Consider the following 20759-nt stretch of genomic DNA (forward strand, 5'->3'; position numbering starts at 1 on the left):
GATGATTTATTGTGCCTGGGTACGGGTCGCTTCGTCTGGATGTGTCGAGCCTACCGCTGACTCATTAGACAACGCCGCATCTGCCTTCTGCTGATCTTCAACCGCTTCCTGCTTTTGCTCCTGCGCAGCGTTGGTATGTGTCTGTCGCTCGGTAGGATTCTCAGCTGCTGCCGCTTTTTCCTGATGTTCCTGGGCATTCTGCGTATGCTGGGCAGCGTCCTGCGCCTTCTGCTCGGAAGGTTTGTCACAGCCCGCCAAGGGAAGTAGAAGGGCAGTCATTACGGCAACGGATAGATACTTCAACATGGATAACTCAACTTATCAGCTAAAACGTCATCCGCTTGGAATACCGATTACTCGTTGAGTTTCTTCCTAACCGTAACAATTTATTGATTAGCTAACTAATTTCCTTACAGGCGAAACCGCTGGACCGTCCGGTTAAGCTCCGAGGCCAATGCAAGCAACTCTATACTGGAGCGACTGGTTTGCATTGCACCTGTCGCCGTCTGGGTAGACAACGTTCGAATACTGGCCAAGGCGCTATCGACAATATGCGCAATCTGAACCTGCTCATTAGCGCCTGCTGCAATGGTTCTATTCTGCTCACGAATAGCCTCGCTGGCAGTCGTAATCTCAAGCAGTGCCCGGTCAGTCGCTTCCGCCTGCTGCAAGGTATGACAGGCGTGCTCTGCAGAGGATTGAAGACTGGCAACGTTCTGTTGAGTACCTTGATTCACGTCATGGACCAACGCTTCGATTTCGTTGGTGGAGGCCCGCGTACGTAGTGCCAGGGCACGCACTTCATCGGCTACCACAGCAAAGCCTCTGCCCTGCTCACCGGCGCGTGCAGCCTCAATGGCCGCGTTCAAGGCAAGCAGGTTGGTCTGTTCCGAAACAGATCGAATGACATCCAGTATTCGGGTAACGCTCTGCGTCTTTTCAGCCAGCCCGGCCGCCTGCTCGGAAGCCCCTAATACACTGCCTGCCAATTGCTTGATGGAGACAATGGTGTCGGTAAGCTCGCGTTTGCCCAATATGGCGGCCTCGCTGGAGGCAAGCGAATTCTGTGAGGTATTGGCAGCGCTAAGCGCAACCTCTTCTACAGCTTGGCTCATTTGCGCCATAGCCTCAACGGCCTGGCTTACCTCATGGTTTTGCTGTTGCAGATGACAAGCGCTGCTTTCCATGACAGCACTCATCTCATGCGCGGCAGTAGTAAGCTGTGAAGACGCCGATTCGATATGTGACAGCGTCTCGTGCAGACTACCCTGCATGCGCGCCAGTGCCTGCAACAGCCGAGCCGCCTCGTCTTTACCTTGCGACTGAATAGACTGACTCAGATCTCCCTCAGCGATGACTTCGGTGATCGCCACAGCCTGTCGCAAGGGCACCAGTATGCTGACACTCAGCCGCCAGGCCAAGATCATCATGAGTGCCAGCACTGTCCCAATGGTGACAAGGGCAATCAAGCGCGTCTGTTGATAATGCGCCTGTGCCGAGGTGATGGATTAGGCAGCACTCTGCTTATTCAACTCTCTCAACAACTGCACCTGCATATCCATCAGATCGCCCTGCATGCTCAAGGTCGTATCAGAAAGCATATGCGCATCCTGGGCCCTGCCCTGTTCAATCAGCCCCATCTCATCTCGCAGACCCGAAAGAAAAACCTGGTAGGCGTCCTGAAGCGCCCTGATCGAGTCGCGCTGGGTAGCATCCGAAGCCTGCTGCGAATAGAGTTGGAAGTTCTGCTCAAGTTGTCCCGTTAGCTGCTCGACAGCAATTTTCCCATTGATCAATACCGATGAATCTTCCGTACTGGTCAGAAATCGCTGGGATTCTGTGCGTAGTTTGCCCAGATCAATTGCAATGGCATCTGCCAGTGCAATGTTGGCAAGCGCTCCGCTTTCGATCATCTCGCCCTGCTGGCGAATCTCGTGCATCTGTATAAGACAGAAGCTGCCCAACCCTACGAACAGCGCGGCCGTAACCCCAAAGCAGACAATCAGGCGATTCCTGATGCCCATACGGCGCAGAAGTGGAAGGGATGCAGAAGACTTGAAAAAGCGCAGGACACTTAATGGCATGTTCACGGAACGACGACAACCATGGCAATAAAGACTGCCCCGCTTATATCAGCCGATCATGATAGCTTAATGACAGCTCATCCCCCTGCTTGACTGTCGTCGGCCTGCATATAATAAAGAAAGCCTACAGGCCAGCACTGCCAGGCCTTTCAACCCAGCAATGCTGGCAGAGAGCAAATGCTTGAACCCTTCCTGATCAGTGTTGGGTCAACGTAGCTGTATTGCTCAACCCGGTCTGCATCAAGGTTGCCTGATTACCCTGCCCGGTGCGCTCCAACGTAACAGACAGGCCTGACCCTTGCTGGGTTAGCTGGAAGTTGTCATTGATGGTCTGGCGTTGTGTGAGGCTCATGTAGTTGTCATCGCCTATCTGCGATACATCCAGGGAGCTATTCTCAACGCCGGCCTGCACCAGATCCATGGTGTTTCCATTGCCATCTTGTGTAGCAGTGATTTGGTTGTCTCCACTGCGAGCAGACTGGTCTACATTCAGAATATTATTATCGCCGAGTTGATTAGTTGTAAGCCTGGCCGCAGCAGATCCAAACGACATGCTGGCTAGCCCGCTCTGGTCTACGTTGACCGCGTTGTTGTTACCCGTTTGGTTAAGATCTGCATACGCATTAAGTGTTTGGATAACATTGGCCGTATTGCCATCTCCCTCTTGAGTCAAGGTTGTTAATACAGCCCCCACTCCAAGATCTTTCGGACTAGTACCATACTGCTCGAGTACTGCACTGTTGCCATTTCCCAGCTGTTGGATATTGGCTATGGACTCCGTATCACGCTGCGTTGCGGTAACAGCGTTATTGTCACCTGTCTGGGTTGCCGAGAATCCTCTAGCGAGACCGCCGGTATCTTGGTCAACCGTAATAGTGTTGGCGTTACCTATGGAAGTAGTATAGATCGCAGCCCAATAATCACCGGAGCGAACAATCGTGTGCACGTTGCCTGTACCTTCTTGGGTACTTTCTACATAACCGCCATATACCGCTGAGCCATCAAAAGTAAACTGATTGGAACTGCCTGACTGGTTGAGGGTAACGTACGTATCGCCTCGTTGATAAATCTGAGCCGTCTGATTATCGCCGCTCTGCAAAACAGTTGCATGAGCCTCATCGGTGGTTTCGTCCTGAAAGACCGTGGCGGAATGGCCGGTCCCATCCTGTTCGATACGCTGATAGCTGTTGTTACCCAACTGAGTTTGCTGCGCCTGGTGGGACGTACCGGTTTGAACCAGCTCTGCCGTATTGCCATCACCAGCTTGGTTAATTTCCGATACATGCATTTGAGCAACAGCAGAGGCAGAGATAAAGGCCATGGAAATGGCCGCAAGCATGTTGAAACGACGCATATCGAATTCCTTATAAGCATGCCCAGTTAGATCAACCCCTCTTTATAGAGAGGTCGGCGACCAAACGAAACAACAAGCTTTCCGTTTGCTCTTTAGCTTTCCAGTGAATACTGGTAGTACAAGCGTAGCTGTCGGTAAGTCTATTACCATACAGCCCGACGAAAGGATTTACTTAGCACTTTAGCAATCTTTCTTATTTGCCTTACTGTTGCACAAAGGCGGCTTGAATATAGCTAGTTGCCATAATATTAATTCTTTATCTATATTCCTTCAAAAAGGAATTAATACCGTCTTCATATTTTATCCAGACGTACGTTATTCAACTCATCACCAGCTGTTGGAATAATGAGCTCAGGTCTACCCGCTGACGGGCTCCTTGCTGCAGCATAGAAACCTGATTAAGCCTGGCTTTAAGCACAGGAGTTGGCCATATGGCTCCTGCTGCACCAAGGGATGCAAGAGCATCACTCAAATGAACCCATATTATCCAACATACTTATTTCTAATGTCAGCGCTAAACTGGCCAATCGGCTAAAAATAACGATAATTCAGAGCAGCAGAAGCGTTAACTTTATTAACTAACAACAACAGCTATCAGTTATGCTTAGGCATTAACATGTCATTTCATCAACAGACTGAAACAATCAAATACGGTCATCCCGGGTGATAATCCAGTCATCTTTAGCCGCTCCGAGCTCAATATTTAACAGGTGCTTAATACCCGTCAGATAACAATTGACTTAGGAGTAACAATGATTTCAATGCACAAGGCATGTATAAATCGCATTGACCTTTATTAAATGAGCGGACGTTTTTATTAAGCCAGGCTTTTCCAAGATTGATGAAGTAGAGAACTGTAATTATATGAGCAACCTATGAATTTTACCTTGAGCGCAAGTCGATTCACGAGCAAGCAGGCAGGAGGGAATTCAACTCAAGCGAAAGCCTTTCTTGTAGGCATGAAAAAGGGCTTGTATTTCTACAAGCCCTTTTAGGAGATGGCGCGCTCGAGAGGATTCGAACCTCTGACCGCTCGGTTCGTAGCCGAGTACTCTATCCAGCTGAGCTACGAGCGCGCTATGGGTGCCAGTATAGGGATATTTCTGAAGTTGTAAAGCTATTTTTTCAATAAAATCAGCTAGATAGAAAATAGCACCTACAAAAGAGGCATATGCATAAGCCCATTGCCCCTTTCTTCTCCAGCAAACCAAACCTGATAAGCGGCTGTGACGCGCCAGGCTCCACGCTGCTGGCCAACGTTCTTCTAACGTTTACCTGCTGTATTTAGGCGAAGGATCCGCCCATTCGTTGGCTGATCGCCTCGGCGGTTTCAAGCAACCGTTGTGCAGCCAAACTACCGGGCTCGGCAGAAAAGCTTTGTGCCGCCCCTACGATGGTCAATACACCTACAAGCCGATTCCCCGCGGCAAACACCGGTGCCGAAAGCGCATTGACTCCCTCCATGAGCAGGCCATGAATCGAGTGCAGTCGATGAGCACGGATAGACGCCATAGTGTCAGCCAGCACTTTTTGAGTGGGTGCGCCCGCCTGACGTAGCGCCTGCTTTCTTAACGGAGCCGTTTCGCTATCCGGCAGGAACGCATTAAAGACCAGCCCCGTAGAAGAACTCAGCAATGGAAGTACGGAGCCCACCTGCGTTACCAGCGTTACTGCACGGACGGCCTGCTCCACATGCACCACTGCCGGACCGTGGTTGCCCCACACCGCTAGAAAGCATGTTTCATTGACTGCATCACGCAGTGTGGCCAGCCTTGGAACACTCACTTTCACAACATCCAGACGCCCCAGGGCTGCCATGCCAACATACAACGCCGCCGGGCCGAGACCATAATGATTGGTGGCCTCGTCCTGCTCGGCAAACCCACTGGCAATCAGTGCCTGCAAGTAGCGGTGTACCTTGCTGGCGGGCATTTCAAGATGCTCTGCAAGCTTGGATAACGACGTCGCTGGCGCCAGATCAGCCAGCCCCTTGAGAATATCGGTACCGACCTCAGCCGACTGAACCTTTTGGCGTCGGGACGATTCAGGGGCCTTTGATTCGTTTGCCATGTCTACAACCGCTACTGTGGGGAGGCGGTGTTATAGCGTGACCGCCATCAGGATTCAATTTACAAGCAAGCAACGCTTACAGAATCCTTGATGTACAAGGCAACCCTTTAATCATGAATGTCTGCCTGGCTTGACAAGCCACAAGGTCTTAGCGCACATTCCATTAAACGTAACTGATTTACGCATTATAAAAGACTCATAGGAGTCGCTAATAAAAGCGGTGTAAGTCATGGATCTCTTTACCTATTACCGTTCCACTTCGTCCTATCGCGTGCGCATTGCCCTGGCGCTCAAGGGGCTGCCTTACGAGGCGATACCGGTAAACCTCATCAAGGATGGCGGTGAACATCGGCGTTCGGACTACCTTGCACTCAATCCACAAGGTCGTGTCCCGCTGCTGCGCACGGATGAAGACACACTGATTCCTCAATCGCCCGCTATCCTGGAATACCTGGAAGAGCGCTACCCCGAAACGCCTCTGCTGCCAGAAGATATACTCGCACGCGCCCGACATCGGAGCGTAGCGGCCATTATTGGCTGCGATATTCATCCCCTGCATAACGTGTCGGTACTGAACCGCCTGCGCCAGTTGAACATTGCCGAGGCAGACGTATCCGCCTGGATTACGCACTGGATCAGTGAGGGACTTAGCGCTGTAGAGACGTTGATAGGCGATGAAGGCTTCTGCTTTGGTGAAGTAGGCCTTGCCGATGTATATCTGCTGCCACAGCTTTATGCTGCGCACCGTTTCAACGTGTCGCTGGAATCGTTGCCTCGAATTGCTCGGATTGAACGCCTGGCGTTAGAACATCCGGCGTTCCAGCAGGCTCACCCCGACGCTCAGGCGGATCGACCGCTATGAAACCCTTTGGCTTCAAGCTTCTGATGGGCGAGCACCTGGCTCGCAGCACCCGTGGCCTCTCCTGCGCGCCGCCATGGTCTGGGTACTGATTTTCCTTACCTAATCCATTTGTTCATGCAGGAGCCTGTCATGGCCGATCTATTTGAAAACCCCATGGGCCTCATGGGTTTCGAGTTCATTGAATTCGCCTCCCCGACCCCTAACGTCATCGAGCCTGTACTGGAAAGTATTGGTTTTACCCACGTAGCCAACCACCGTTCCAAGGACGTTGCGCTGTATCGTCAGGGTGATATCAATGCCATTGTCAACCGTGAACCCAAGAGCCATGCGGCCTATTTTGCTGCTGAACATGGCCCTTCCGTGTGCGGTATGGCCTTTCGTGTGCGTGATGCTCACCAGGCTTACTACAAGGCACTGGAAATCGGCGCTCAAGCCGTAGACATTCCTACCGGTCCGATGGAGCTTCGCTTGCCAGCCATCAAGGGCATCGGTGGCGCACCGCTGTACCTGATCGATCGTTTCGAGGAGGGCAGTTCAATCTATGACATCGACTTCGTTTTTCTCGACGGTGTTGATCGCAAGCCGGTCGGGGCTGGTTTAAAGATCATCGACCACCTGACCCATAACGTGTATCGGGGCCGTATGGCCTATTGGGCAGACTTCTACGAGAAGCTGTTCAACTTCCGCGAGATTCGTTACTTCGACATCAAGGGTGAATACACCGGTCTGACCTCCAAGGCCATGACTGCGCCAGACGGCATGGTGAGGATTCCGCTGAACGAAGAGTCTTCCAAGGGGGCGGGCCAGATCGAGGAGTTTCTCATGCAGTTCAACGGCGAAGGTATCCAGCATGTTGCCTTTCTGACCGATGATCTCATCAAGACCTGGGATGCGCTCAAGGCCTGCGGCACCCGCTTCATGACAGCACCACCAGAGACCTACTACGAGATGCTTGAAGGCCGCGTGCCCAACCATGGCGAGCCAACTGAAGAGCTTCGCTCGCGGGGCATCCTACTGGATGGTACCTCCGAAGGGGGTGAGCGTCGCCTGCTGCTGCAGATCTTCTCCGAGACCCTGCTGGGTCCGGTGTTCTTCGAATTTATCCAGCGCAAGGGTGATAGCGGCTTTGGCGAAGGCAATTTCAAGGCATTGTTCGAGTCGATCGAGCGCGATCAGATCCGCCGTGGCGTGCTAACTACCGAGTAAGGTCATGGGCGGCCGGTACGCCGGCCGCCCTGTCGGACATGCCCAGAATGAGAATCAAGCCATGAACGTACATGCACAGGGCCTGGATACCCTTCCCTATCAGTCCGGCTTTGGAAACGAATTTGCCAGCGAAGCGCTTCCAGGAGCACTGCCGGTTGGGCAGAACTCACCTCAAAAGGTCCCATACGGTCTTTATACCGAACTGTTATCAGGAACTGCCTTCACCGTTCCGCGCACGGAAGCCCGGCGTACCTGGCTCTACCGGATTCGCCCGTCGGCTAACCATTCAAAATACAAGCGCCTTGACCGGCAGCTGGCACATGGCGGCCTCGGTGAAGTAACACCCAATCGCCTACGCTGGAATCCAATCGCCCAGCCGCAGATCCAGACCGATTTCATCGACGGGCTGGAATGCCTGACGGCTACTCACGATGCGGCGCAGACTACGGGCGTAAGCGTCTACCGCTATGCAGCCAACAGCTCAATGTCTCGAGTCTTCTTCAATGCCGATGGCGAGTGGTTGGTGGTTCCCCAGGCCGGGCGACTGCGCCTGGCAACTGAGCTAGGCATTCTACAGATCGGACCACTGGAGATTGCGGTTATACCCCGAGGCATGCGCTTTCGCGTCGAACTGCTCGATGACGCGGCCAGCGGGTATGTCTGTGAAAACCATGGGCAGGCGCTTCGTCTGCCGGACCTGGGACCCATTGGCAGTAATGGTCTGGCCAATCCACGCGATTTTATGGCTCCAGTGGCCTCTTACGAAGAGCGTGATGAGGCAACCGAACTGGTACAGAAATACCTGGGCGAACTATGGTCGACCACGCTGGATCACTCACCTCTGGACGTTGTGGCCTGGCACGGCAACAACGTACCCTACAAGTATGATCTACGCCGCTTCAATACTATCGGTACCGTCAGTTTTGATCACCCCGATCCGTCCATTTTTACAGTCCTGACCTCACCGAGCAGCACTCACGGAATGGCAAATATCGATTTCGTGATTTTCCCGCCACGCTGGATGGTGGCCGAAAACACCTTCCGGCCACCTTGGTTCCATCGCAACCTGATGAATGAATTCATGGGACTTATCCAGGGTGCCTATGATGCAAAGGCCGACGGCTTCTCACCGGGCGGAGCCTCCTTGCACAGCTGCATGAGTGCTCATGGGCCGGATCATGTATCGACGACCCAGGCGATTAACGCCGAGCTGAAACCACACAAAATCGATAACACCATGGCCTTCATGTTTGAGACCGGGCCGGTATTAAGACCCACCCGCCATGCTCTGGAAACCGCAACCTTACAGGCTGACTATGACGCGTGCTGGTCAGGGTTGGGCAAGACGTTTTACCGGGAGGACCCTCTATGAGAACCGAGAATCCACGTCTGAGTTGGGTAGCCTCCGCCAACAGCCATATCGATTTTCCCTTGCAGAATCTGCCCCACGGCGTGTTCAGCCCTCCTGGCGAGACGCCCAGGGGCGGTGTCGCGATTGGGGACTATATTCTGGACATGCGTGTTGCCTGCGAGGCGGGTCTGTTCAGCAGCGCGGCGCAGTGTGCCGCCGAATACGCAGCAGGCACCACGCTAAACGCCTTTTTCGCGTTGGATGCAACCGAGCGCCGTGCTTTACGCGAAGAGCTACTGGCATTACTGGACGAATCGAGCCTGCACCGCACGCGCATGCACGCGCTGGGCTATACGTTATTGCGCCCAATGAAAAGCTGCCAGTTGCATATGCCAGCCAAGGTCGGTGACTACACCGATTTTTATGTAGGAATCCATCACGCCACGAACGTGGGCAAACTGTTTCGTCCGGATAATCCACTGCTTCCCAATTACAAATATGTTCCCATCGGCTATCACGGGCGGGCATCCACCATTGACGTATCCGGAGCGCCGGTCATAAGGCCGAAAGGACAAACACTTCCACCAGGGCAGAGCGAGCCGGTGTTCGGTCCCTGCAAGCGCCTGGACTACGAGTTGGAACTCGGCGTCTGGATAGGCCGAGGCAATGCTCGGGGCGAGGCCATCTCAATTGGCAATGCCAAGAACCATATTGCCGGGCTATGCCTGCTCAATGACTGGTCGGCTCGTGATATCCAAGCGTGGGAATACCAACCGCTGGGCCCGTTCCTGTCCAAAAGTTTTGCTACGACGGTTTCCCCTTGGGTGGTTACCGCCGAAGCCCTGGATCCGTTCCGCTGCGCGCAACCGCCCCGGCCAGCTGGTGATCCTCAGCCGCTCTCCTATCTGCTTGATCCAACCGACCAGGAAACGGGCGCGCTGAACATTGAGCTGGAAGTATTACTGCGTACAGCAGCCATGCGTGAGCAGAACCTACCGGCTCAACGCGTGGCCTTGAGCAATAGCCTGAACATGTACTGGACCCTGTCGCAACTTGTTACTCACCATACCGTGAATGGATGTAGCTTGCAGCCGGGGGATCTTTTCGGTTCCGGTACGCTTTCAGGGGAGCAACCGGACAGCTATGGAAGCCTGCTGGAAACAACCGTAGGAGGCAAGCAGCCGCTAACGCTACCCAACGGTGAAACCCGCACGTTCCTGGAGGATGGTGACGAGGTTATCCTGCGGGCCCGTTGCCACCGTGAAGGTTATGCCTCGATCGGATTTGGCGAATGCTCCGGTATCATTCAACCGGCACGCTGAGACCAAAGGGCACTATACGGTGCCCTTCTCTCCCTAAAGCAGAGAATCCATCAGGGCCTTCAGCGCCTCGATTCGCATCGGACGAGCAAGGTAGTAACCCTGCGCCTGGTTACACTTCAACCGGGCCAGTACGTCCATCTGCCGTTGGGTTTCCACCCCCTCAGCCGTGACAGTCAATGACAATGCACGACCCAATCCGATAATGGCCTCGATGACCGCCTCCCCATTGGAGGAGGTATCCAACCCGGCGATAAAGCTGCGGTCGATCTTGATTCCATCGAAAGGATAGGTATGCAGATAGCTCAGCGATGAATAGCCGGTTCCAAAGTCGTCCATGGCCAAACGAACGCCCAGGGCCTTGAGTCGATGCATGACTTCGCGCGCCGAATTGGCGTTATCCAAGACGACGCCTTCGGTGATTTCCAGCTCAAGCTGATGAGGCGGCAGCCCTGTTTCCTTCAGAACAGCCATGACCCGGGCAACTACATCACTGCGCTTGAACTCCAGGGGTGAAAGATTCACCGAGACAAATGTATCCGGCACCCACTCCAATGCCTCAAGGCAGGCTTTGCGCATCACCCAGTCACTCAAGGAGACAATCAGGCCAGTCTCCTCCGCAACGGTAATGAAGTGGTAAGGCCCCAGGTAGCCCCGAATGGGATGTTCCCAGCGCACCAGAGCCTCTGCCCCTAACATCCGTTTTTGCGCTGTGTCGAAGCGGGGCTGGAACTCCAGGCGCAACTCGTCCCGTTGCAAGGCCAGCTTCAGATCACTTTCTATTTGGCGCCGGGCCAAAATACGGGTATTCATCTCCTCGGAATAGAATTGCCAGGTGTTCCGGCCGGCAGCCTTGGCTTCATACAAGGCGATATCGCCAAGCCTGAGCAGTTCATCGGTCCGCTGGCCATCCTGTGGCGCACACACGATACCGATACTGCTGCCAATGATGACTTCCTGATCACCAATCTGCACGGGCTCGATAATAGCGGCCAGAATTCTTTCACAGAGCTGCTCGATAGCGGAGCGTCCGGTCACTCCTCGCAGGAGGATAACGAACTCATCTCCTCCCATGCGTGCAACGAATGTCTCACGTCCCAGACTGCTCTTTAATCGATGCGCGATTTCCATAAGGACCCGATCACCGGCCGCGTGACCCAGCGTGTCGTTTACCGGCTTGAAATTATCAAGGTCCATGCAGAGCAGTAAGAGGGGATTGGCCAGCGTAGGCTTGGCGCCAAGCTGACTTTTCAATCGTTTGTACAAGGCACGCCGGTTTGGTAGCCCCGTCAGGCTGTCCTCCAGCGCTTCGCGTTCCCGGCGCTCCTGCTCGGCTCGGCGTTCAGAGATGTCATGCAGAAAAGCGCTGTAAAGCTTATGGTCTAGAGCATCAACAGCTGTCACCTTGAGCTCTACAGGGATACGTGCGCCGTTACGGTGGTGCACCATGATTTCAAGTGCAGCCCCCTCGCCCAGGTCCATTTCCCCAGAAAGATAACGGCTAAGACCGGCCTGGTAGTGATCACCGATGGATGAGGTCATGATGAGCCGGTCTACCGGCTGCCCGACGGCATCCTCACGGCTCCAGCCGAACAGTGCCTCCGCCTTGCGGTTCCAGTCTACGATACGGCCGGCTTCGTTCATGCTGACATAGGCATCACTGCTATTCTCAAGCACTGCACTCAGCTCGGCTTCACGCTTGCGAAGGGCCTGCTCGGACTGCTCCTTCTGTTCGAGTGTTTCGGTCAGTCGCTCATTGGCCTGCTGAAGATCCTGGGTTCGGACATTGATACGCTGCTCCAGATCATGGTGCAGTGCCGCCAGTGACAACTCAGCCTCTTTGCGGGCTTGAATATCCTGTCCAACACGGACGTAATAATCCAGCTCACCCTGATCATTGACATGCCGGGTACACGTCAACCGTACCCAACGGTGCTCTCCGTTCTTGTGCCGGTAACGCTTCTCGATTTCGTACCGGTCGATCTCTCCGTTACGCAACTGATTCAGCAGCTCAAGGTCTTGAGCCATGTCATCAGCATGACTGAGCTCGGCAAAATTCATGCTCAGCACTTCATCACGTTGAAATCCCAGCATGGCGCAAAACGTCTCGTTGATATCAAGCCACTGCCCTGTCGGCGTCAATAGCGAGATCCCCACGCCTGCCCGCTCGAAGATCGTGCGAAACCTGGCCTCGCTGGCCTTGAGCTGGGCAGTGGACTGCTGTAGTTGCTGCCAGGTCTGAACAGCCGATTCACGCCGCTGAATTTCTCGACTGATGACTCCGGCCAGGGCCTCAAGGGTCTCCAGCTGCTGGTCCGTCAAGACTCGCGGATAGGTATCAATCGCGCAGAGCGTACCCAGTGGATGACCGTCGATACTGTTGACCGGAACGCCTGCATAGAACCGAATATAAGGCTCTCCGATGACCAGGGGATTGTGGGAAAAGCGAGGATCTTCCAGCGCATTGTTTACAACGAGCGGGCCGCGCCGCTGGATGGCATAGGAGCAAAAGGCCCTCTCGCGAGGCATTTCGTTAATGGAAACGCCCAGCTTGGATTTGAACCATAGCCGCTCCGCATCTACCAGCGAAACAAGCGTAATGGGCAGATCAAGCGCATCAGAGAGCAGCTGCGTCACCTGATCGAATACAGCTTCGGCCTCGGTATCGAGTATTCCAAGCGCTTTGAGAACGGCGATTCGCTCAGCCTCGGCCATCAAGTCGCTGGTGTATAAATCACTCATGAGCCAATTACTCTCATCAGACGGCAAGCTCGTAGTCAGCAGCAACAGCGGCGCATTGAGCCGGATGTATTGCTAGCGAAGTCACCACTTGGCGGTACAAATAGAAGATAGGATTGCGTCAGGTTATCGACCGCCACCGTGATAGCTTTATGCCATTCGTCCGCAAACGTCCGGCTTCTATCCATACAGGGGGTTATGACCGTGAACTCATGCCTTAAGTCCAACACAGGCGACAGATTGCAACCACTCTATTTTAATTATCGCAATAATAGTAAAGTGCGATAAAGTTCACGTATTGATAGGTGCAATAAGCGCTGGACAGACGTAGGCTAGAATAAGAATGCACCGATTGGCTCCATACGGTGCTCTATAAAGATACGGCTCGACCAGCGGTCTGATCGTACTGCGTTCAGACTGGCTCACTGTTATGCTCATCAAAGCGGCTCTAAGGAACTTGCTCACTCACGCAGCGCCTTATCCCGTTCTCCTAACCACTGATCTTTCTTTACGTGTTTTTCACGTGCAACGTGTCAAATTAAACGTTTGTTCTAGGAGGCTCTCGTCTGTGAGTGAGTCGTACCAGCCCGTATCCGAGGGCGTGGATTTAAGCGTCTGTGAGCGTGAACCTATCCATGTTCCTGGTTCTATTCAGCCACATGGATTTCTTTTGGGATGCAGCCTGCCGGATTGGAAAATCATTCAGGCTTCAGCCAACACGGCTGACTACCTCAAAGGATACTCACCCGATTATCTGCTTGGGCTTGATCTTGAGCAGGTACTGCCTTTGGAAGCCGTTCACTCGCTACGTAACCTCCTGCAGACGACGATGCTGTCCGGCACGGCAGAGCGCCTTAACCGCATGTCGCTGGACAACAGCGACGTATTTTACGATATGGCCGTTCATGTCTCAGGCGGGATAGCCATCATCGAGGGCACGCCAAGTCTGGGTAACACCGCGGCGGCTGACCCTGTCACGCTCGTCAAAGGCCTGATCGGGCGGCTCAAGCGCGCTCCGACCCTTGACCGCTTCCTGAAACAGGCGGCTCAGCAGATCAGGGCATTCACCGGCTACGACCGGGTCATGATCTACAAATTTTTACACGATAACTCCGGCCAGGTCATTGCCGAGGCGGTAAGGCCCGGCATGGATGCTTTTCTCGGGCTGCATTATCCCGCCTCGGATATTCCGGCTCAGGCCCGAGCGCTCTACAAGCGTCAATGGCTACGTGTAATTACCGATACAGCTTATTTACCTGTTCCATTGGTACCAGGCTTCGGGCCGGATGGCCTGCCCCTGGACCTCAGCCTTGCTACCTTGCGTAGCGTCTCGCCCGTACACATCGAGTATCTGCACAACATGAACGTGCGAGCCACGATGACCGTTTCCATTATGCGGGGGGAAGAACTATGGGGCCTGATTGCCTGCCACCATAGCGAGCCCTATCGCTTGAGCGGTCCCATGAGCGCTGCCGCGGAACTGTTTGGGCAGGTGTTGTCGCTTCAGCTGGAAGCAAGGGAGCATCAGGATGAGCTGCGCCTGGTCAGCAGCGCGCATGAGGCGCATGACCGGCTGATCGCCAGCATGTCACCCCGTGAGACCTTATTCGATAATCTGGCCGCCTATGCCGGAAACTTGAATGACATCATCCCCTGTGACGGCATCGGGGTATGGTCGGACAGCCGTTTCACCGGCTTTGGTATCACGCCTCCACCTGAGATGGTAGAGCCGCTGATTCAGTTTCTGAGTATGGGCAGTTCCAATGCGGTACTCGCCACCCACGAACTAAGCAAACTTTTTCCTCCCGCACGGGCTTATGCGCAGGCCGTCAGCGGGGTACTGGCGATACCCTTCTCTCGCTCCCCCCGAGACTATTTGCTGTTTTTCCGTCGTGAATTCGTGCAGACCATCACCTGGGGAGGCAATCCAGACAAACCGGTCACGCCGGGCGAGCGCATCAGCCCACGCAAGAGTTTTGAGGCTTGGAAACAAACAGTTGGGGGGCAGTCACTACCCTGGCGCTCCGATGAAAAACAGATTGCCGAGACCTTGCGCATCTCGCTTCTGGAAGTAATTCTTCGGCGTGCCGAATTGATTGCGCAGGAGCGGCAGGTTGCCCAGGAAAGCCAATCGCTGCTTATTGCCGAGCTCAACCATCGGGTCAAGAATATTCTTAGCCTGATTCGGGCAGTGGTCCGTCAGAGTGGTCAGCAGACCACATCCGTCAAAGACTTTACTGCAGATCTTGAGCATCGCATCAACGCCCTCGCTCAGGCGCATGACCAGATGAATCAGGTCGGTTGGGCCTCGGCGCCATTGCTTCACTTGCTGGAAGCCGAAGCCCAAGCCTGGGCTTACGGTGCGCAGGACCGTGTGATGTTTTCCGGTCCCTCGGTCATCCTGGATGCACGGGCCTATCAGACGCTGGCACTGGTTTTCCATGAAATGATGACCAATGCGGTCAAGTATGGCGCCTTGAGCCGCCCGACCGGACATCTGCTGGTGTCCTGGTTCCTGGTAAGTGATCAGGACCTTCGGATCGAGTGGTGTGAAAGCGGAGGGCCGATAGTAAGCGCGCCTTCCCGCCGAGGATTTGGATCGGTCGTTATCGAGCGGACCATTCCCTTCGAGCTGCAAGGTGAGGCCCGGATCGAATACCGAATCGAAGGTGTCCAGGGCAGTTTTTTGATCCCGGCACGCCATGTGAGTGTGGGGAATGTTACTGAGCTGAAAACGACGCCTACGCTGGTCACGGCGCAATCGTTGGCAGAGAAAAAACTGTTGCTGGTAGAGGACAGCATGATGATCGCGCTGGATGCACAGGCAATGCTCCAGGAAGCTGGCGCTGATGTGGAGATTGCCGGAACGGTCAACGAAGCACGCCGCGCCTTGGGCTTTACTCATTTCGACGTAGTCGTACTGGATGTGAATCTGTCGGGGGAGACCAGTCTGGCTATTGCAGAGGAGCTGGCTGATGCCAAACATCCTTTCATTTTCGCAACAGGCTATGGCGAAAACACGGTGATTCCTGATCGCTTCAAGGATATCCCGCTCATTTCCAAGCCTTACAGCGCCGGGTCGCTTACCCATGCGATCAATCGGTTTGATATCACCCAAGAGCTTGATCGCTTGTAATGACCAGCGCTGCGTAAGCAGGCCCCAACGTTACGGAGCCTGCTTACATCATTTAGTGATGCTGCCTGGTTGCGCTTGCAGTCAAAGCGGTTTCGATCAGATCCACCTCCCTTACCAGCTTTTGTAGCGTACTGTCATTGATATGGTGACGGCTACGCAGCTTGTAGTATTCAGTGCGCTCCGCCTTGAGCGCCTGCAGACGCGTTTCCCGCTCAAGATCGCGTCGCGCTTCGAGAAGCGGGGTCGGCAGCTCGTGGTTATTGATCTCCATGCGCTTGTGGTAGTAGTCCATCAGATGGAGGGTGATCTCGTTGAACGCGACGATAATCTCTTCATCCCCTTGGTGGTCCGCCAGTACCTTCGCTTTTTCTTGGTGATAGTTTTCAATGTGCCGGATTGCCGCCTCGGCCCCACGAATACGCGCATGGCGCTCCTCTTCATATTCGCGGCTGTCTTCAGGCAGATCCAGCCCGCGCAACACCAGAGGAAGACCTACGCTTCCGGTAATCAAGGTGAACAGAATGACGCCGGTCGCCAAGAAGATCAGCAGCTCACGGGCCGGAAACGGCGTACCGTCATTCAGCATCTCTGGCAGCGACAAGGCAGCCGCCAAGGTAATGGTGCCTCGAATACCTGCCAATGTCCCGGCCAACATGACGCGAACGGAGACAGACCGCGCTGGCTTGCGACGCAACAGCCGAGGCACATGTACGGCACCAAATATCCAGAGAAACCGCATCCCTAGAAGCGCAATCGAAATCAGCGCGACGAAAGCCAGCAACTCAATAAACGGCAGCGTAGTGCCTGCACTGGTCGTTGCGTTAAGCGCGCCGCCAATGATTTCGGGCAATTGGAAACCGAGCAGCAGAAAGACCAATGCGTTAAGCACAAACTCCAGCATTTCCCAGACGCTGCGCGTCTGGATACGGGACGTGGTCTGATCCTGGCGTTTGAGGTCAAGCCGGTTGATGACCATACCCGCTGCCACAGCGGAGAGAATACCGGACAGATGAAAATGCTCCGCCAGCAGAAACGCCGCAAAGGGTAGCAGCAGGAGCAGCAGCACGATCTGAATCGTCGAAGCTTCGCCAAGGTGCCGCTCGATCAGACGGGTCCGCACCACATTAAAGGCCAGCGCCAGCAAGGCGCCCACCAGTAGCCCACCCAGGGAAATCAGCAGAAACCCTACTGTTGCCTGTGCCAGAGAGAACGCACCGGTCAGGGCTGCGGCTACCGCGAACTTGAATGCCACAAGACCGGACGCATCATTCATGAGCGACTCGCCCTCAAGAATGTGCATCAGCCGCGGTGGTACAGGAAGACGACCGGAAATAGCCGATACCGCGACGGCATCCGTAGGTGAAAGAATCGCTGTCAGTGCAAAGCAGACAGGCAAAGGCAAACCGGGGAATAACCAGTGAACCACATATCCCACACCAATCACGGTTACCAGTACAAGGCCCAGCGCTAAGGCCAAAATAGGCCCACGAAGCAGCATAAATTCGCGCTGCGGGAACCGTCGCGCATCGGCAAATAGAAGCGGGGCAATGAATAGGAGCATGAACAGCTCAGGCTGAAGCTCCACATGCAGCCCGCTGGCAGGCCAGGCCAGTAGCGCGCCAAAAGCAATCTGTACAAGCGGTGTGGGCAGTGATGGTAGAAAGCGAGCCGCCACCCCAGTAGCCGAGGCGACAAGTAAAAGCATTAAAACAAGATAAACCGTATCCATGAATCTTTAGAAAAATCCCTGTCAATGAAGAACCATAAAGCGCTTTAGCGCTATGGAATAAGCGTTGCCTACACCCTCAGGCGTGTCTTCCGATGTCCCTCGGACGATGGTGTTGATTTAGCTTCTGAGGCCTTTTCAGCGTAGGTGAGGTGAGCGTTGGCACCGGTAACATAATCGCGACCAGGCGCTATACAGCGGCGCACCCCGTCATCACCTTCTTTTCCTGAGTCGACCTGAAAGCATGAGGAATTCGGATACAGCCTTGAATCGCCAATATGTGTAAAAATGTTTCTGAAAGGACTGGGAAATCGACAGAAGCAGTCAGGGCTTCATACCGTTTGATAGAAAAGCTTTCCGTGCCAGTCTCCTTATTAAAGCCGATTGGTTTTCTTACGACTGGATCAGCTTGATAACGTTAGCCACTACCAAGAAGGGTGACTCTAAACAGCCACTTATATTGGCAAGCTATTCTTGTTGTCAGCCATAGGCTCTTACCACCTTACAGCGATAGCGATGTCTAGTCGTAAAAGGCCAGTGCTACGAACATTTTCCTGGCGACCCTGACTGTTATGAGTCCCTGTTGTGTCTTGAAACGTGGTGCATTCCTCTTTTCCAGTCATCCATTGGCAGTTGACCGAACTATCACGCTCGTTCGCCGTCCATTCTGCGTCGAGGCAAAACGCCACGCTCTAAACGAGCGAGCCGGTCATGCATCGGATCAAGCGCTGCAGTCTGCCTTTCTATGAGCTGACCGTTGATGAGCATCTGTGTAGCTTTCTACGCATGTCCAGTTCAACTTGTCGTGGCTGCCATACTGAGCGCCATAAATGACTTTCTGAGAGAAGTCATCCAGTAATCGATTGCCGATTACCTCAGCTCAGGTCGCTCTTGCAGCAAGACGACAATCATTTCCCCAGCCGAGCAAACGGCGTGACAACAGGTGCCTTTTTTCACATCCATCTGGGCTAAGCACATGGTTGAGTTACTGCCCGAGCGATTTTCCGATAAGTACTCTAAAGTAGTCCTGTAACTATAGTCCGCTGTCCATTAGCCCTGATCTATCCCCGCCTGCACTCAACAAGGAGAACATGCATGGCTCGTCTTACCGCAAAAGATTTCGCGCCCGAACTGCTTGAGCTGTATGACTATTACGTGCATGGGCGAATCAATCGTCGAGAATTTCTCGACCGTGCAGGTAAATTCGCCGTAGGCGGATTAGCCGCCACGACACTCCTTGCTGCCTTGAGTCCAGATTACGCTCTGGCGCAGCAAGTCGAATTTACCGATCCTGAGATCATCCCTGAATACATTTCCTACCCCTCGCCTAAAGGGCATGGACATGTCCGTGGCTATCTCGTGCGACCTGCGCAGACCAAGGGAAAAGTTGCAGGCATTGTCGTCGCTCATGAAAACCGTGGGCTCAATCCCTACATCGAGGACGTTGCGCGACGCCTGGCAAAGGCTGGATTCGTGGCGCTGGCCCCTGATGGCTTGAGTTCCGTAGGCGGCTACCCGGGAAATGACGACAAGGGGCGCGAGCTTCAGCAAACCGTTAATCCTGAAAAGCTGATGAACGACTTTTTTGCTGCCGTCGAATGGCTCATGGGGCATGAGCTCACAACTGGCAAGGTAGGAATCACCGGTTTCTGCTATGGCGGAGGCGTAGCCAATGCGGCAGCTGTCGCCTATCCCGAACTCGGCGCGGCCGTACCGTTTTATGGCCGGCAACCCAGAGTTGAAGATGTCCCTCGCATCAAGGCACCGTTACTCATTCATTATGCCGAGCGGGATGAGCGTATCAATGAAGGTTGGCCTGCCTATGAGAGCGCCTTGAAAGCCGCTGGCAAAACCTATGAAGCCTATATCTATCCCGGCACCAACCACGGATTCCATAATGACTCGACGCCACGTTATGACGAAGCCGCCGCAACGCTGGCATGGGAGCGAACACTGGGCTGGTTCCGCCGTTATCTGGCCTGAGTAAAGAGCTATTGAAATAGCTTTTGTAAGGCACCATCTCAATCACAGGTTAGAGCACTGCAAGCCACCTTAACCAGAGTCAGGTCACGGATGGCTTGTCTGTGCCTGTACGGCAGAGCACCTTCTTACAGGCATACTTATCAACCCTTACAAGAGCAAGACGTATACTCGCCAAACGTTTGACCCATAACGATATTTGCAACCTCTGGCCGCAGAAGCGCTGATCGAAATAGCGTAGAGTAAGCACAAACCGGTTGTTACGTGTTCCGCACAGGTTTGATCAGCCAGTCATCCCAACACCATGCTTTAGGAGAATTTTATGGCGACCGAATACATGACCGTTGCAGGAGGCTGCTTCTGGTGCGTAGAGGCAGTATTCAAGGATGTCATCGGAGTCGTTTCCGTCGAGAGTGGCTATACCGGCGGCAAAACGGTCAATCCTACGTATGAGCAGGTCTGTGAGGGTAATACCGACCATGCCGAAGCCATCCGTATTGGTTACGACCCTGACGTGATCAGCTATGGCGAGTTGCTCGATATTCACTTTGTAACCCATGACCCGACCCAGCTCAACCGACAGGGTAACGACATGGGTACGCAGTATCGGACTGCCCTGTTCCCGGCAAACCCCGAACAGGAAGCCGAGGCCAGAGCGGCGATTGCACGTGCACAGGAAGGTCTCTCAGCGCCCATCGTGACCACAATCGAGCCACTGGGGCCTTGGTATCCGGCAGAAGGATATCATCAGAACTATTGGGAAGAGCGCGGGCGCGCCAACCAGTACTGCATGGCGGTAATCCCACCCAAGCTTCAAAAGCTGCGCAAGAGCTTCGCCCAACGGTCCAAAACCTCGACCGAGGGCTGAGTTGTCCGGGGTAGCCCTTCTTGGGGCTACCTTCTCTGTACTGGATTTTCTGCACCTAAGCCAC

14 protein-coding genes and 1 tRNA gene are annotated in these 20759 nt (G+C 54.1%); 7 read left to right on the plus strand and 8 right to left on the minus strand.

Translation table 11 applies throughout. The annotated features are described in order from the left end of the window. Positions 1–6: 6 nt before the first annotated feature. The 6 genes from JQR86_RS22505 to JQR86_RS22530 form a co-directional block, all read right to left on the minus strand. Entirely contained in the window at positions 7–306 is a 300-nt protein-coding gene (locus JQR86_RS22505) for a hypothetical protein (protein ID WP_150346324.1), read from the minus strand. Positions 307–410: 104 nt separating this feature from the next. Continuing rightward, a complete protein-coding gene (locus JQR86_RS22510) occupies positions 411–1430 on the minus strand; it encodes a methyl-accepting chemotaxis protein (RefSeq protein WP_434155453.1) in 1020 nt (339 codons plus the stop codon). A 78-nt stretch (positions 1431–1508) separates the two neighbouring features. Beyond that, positions 1509–2084 carry an MCP four helix bundle domain-containing protein gene (locus JQR86_RS22515; protein ID WP_434155454.1) on the minus strand — a complete coding sequence of 192 codons (576 nt, stop codon included), beginning with the start codon at positions 2082–2084 and terminating at the stop codon, positions 1509–1511. A 196-nt stretch (positions 2085–2280) separates the two neighbouring features. Continuing rightward, on the minus strand, positions 2281–3438 hold the full coding sequence (locus tag JQR86_RS22520) for a hypothetical protein (protein ID WP_434155128.1): 1158 nt from the start codon (positions 3436–3438) through the stop codon (positions 2281–2283). A 999-nt stretch (positions 3439–4437) separates the two neighbouring features. Beyond that, a tRNA-Arg gene (locus tag JQR86_RS22525) sits at positions 4438–4514 on the minus strand. A gap of 208 nt (positions 4515–4722) precedes the next feature. After that, positions 4723–5508 (minus strand): IclR family transcriptional regulator, encoded by a 786-nt coding sequence (locus JQR86_RS22530; protein ID WP_074828959.1) that lies wholly within the window; start codon positions 5506–5508, stop codon positions 4723–4725. Positions 5509–5737: 229 nt separating this feature from the next. On the opposite strand from JQR86_RS22530, the gene maiA reads away from it, so the two are divergent. From maiA to fahA, 4 genes are all read left to right on the plus strand, one after another. Continuing rightward, positions 5738–6370, plus strand: coding sequence for a maleylacetoacetate isomerase (gene maiA / locus JQR86_RS22535; RefSeq protein WP_434155129.1), 633 nt, complete (start codon positions 5738–5740; stop codon positions 6368–6370). Between the two features lie 129 nt (positions 6371–6499). Beyond that, positions 6500–7576 carry a 4-hydroxyphenylpyruvate dioxygenase gene (hppD, locus tag JQR86_RS22540; protein WP_407363562.1) on the plus strand — a complete coding sequence of 359 codons (1077 nt, stop codon included), beginning with the start codon at positions 6500–6502 and terminating at the stop codon, positions 7574–7576. A 61-nt stretch (positions 7577–7637) separates the two neighbouring features. Further along, positions 7638–8948, plus strand: a complete 1311-nt coding sequence (gene hmgA / locus JQR86_RS22545) for a homogentisate 1,2-dioxygenase (RefSeq protein WP_434155131.1) — start codon at positions 7638–7640, stop codon at positions 8946–8948. Beyond that, on the plus strand, positions 8945–10249 hold the full coding sequence (gene fahA / locus JQR86_RS22550) for a fumarylacetoacetase (protein ID WP_407363564.1): 1305 nt from the start codon (positions 8945–8947) through the stop codon (positions 10247–10249). Before hmgA ends, fahA begins: the two co-directional genes overlap by 4 nt. Before the next feature lie 33 nt (positions 10250–10282). Here fahA and JQR86_RS22555 read toward each other — a convergent pair whose 3' ends face one another. After that, positions 10283–12988: a bifunctional diguanylate cyclase/phosphodiesterase gene (locus tag JQR86_RS22555; protein ID WP_407363565.1), complete on the minus strand. Its 2706-nt coding sequence runs from the start codon at positions 12986–12988 to the stop codon at positions 10283–10285. 565 nt (positions 12989–13553) lie between these two features. Here JQR86_RS22555 and JQR86_RS22560 point away from each other — a divergent pair. After that, the gene (locus JQR86_RS22560; protein ID WP_407363566.1) at positions 13554–16121 is read left to right on the plus strand and encodes an HWE histidine kinase domain-containing protein; all 2568 of its coding nucleotides are present in this window, start codon (positions 13554–13556) and stop codon (positions 16119–16121) included. A 52-nt stretch (positions 16122–16173) separates the two neighbouring features. Here the strand turns inward: JQR86_RS22560 and JQR86_RS22565 are convergent, their stop codons facing one another. After that, positions 16174–17850, minus strand: a complete 1677-nt coding sequence (locus tag JQR86_RS22565; RefSeq protein ID WP_167517186.1) for a Na+/H+ antiporter — start codon at positions 17848–17850, stop codon at positions 16174–16176. Between the two features lie 1092 nt (positions 17851–18942). Here JQR86_RS22565 and yghX point away from each other — a divergent pair. Further along, positions 18943–19830, plus strand: coding sequence for a YghX family hydrolase (gene yghX, locus JQR86_RS22570; protein ID WP_407363567.1), 888 nt, complete (start codon positions 18943–18945; stop codon positions 19828–19830). Between the two features lie 319 nt (positions 19831–20149). Next, entirely contained in the window at positions 20150–20695 is a 546-nt protein-coding gene (gene msrA, locus JQR86_RS22575; RefSeq protein ID WP_434155134.1) for a peptide-methionine (S)-S-oxide reductase MsrA, read from the plus strand. Positions 20696–20759: the final 64 nt, after the last annotated feature.

Source organism: Pseudomonas sp. JZ134 (assembly GCF_051027695.1).
Classification (GTDB): Bacteria; Pseudomonadota; Gammaproteobacteria; order Pseudomonadales; family Pseudomonadaceae; genus Chryseomonas; species Chryseomonas luteola.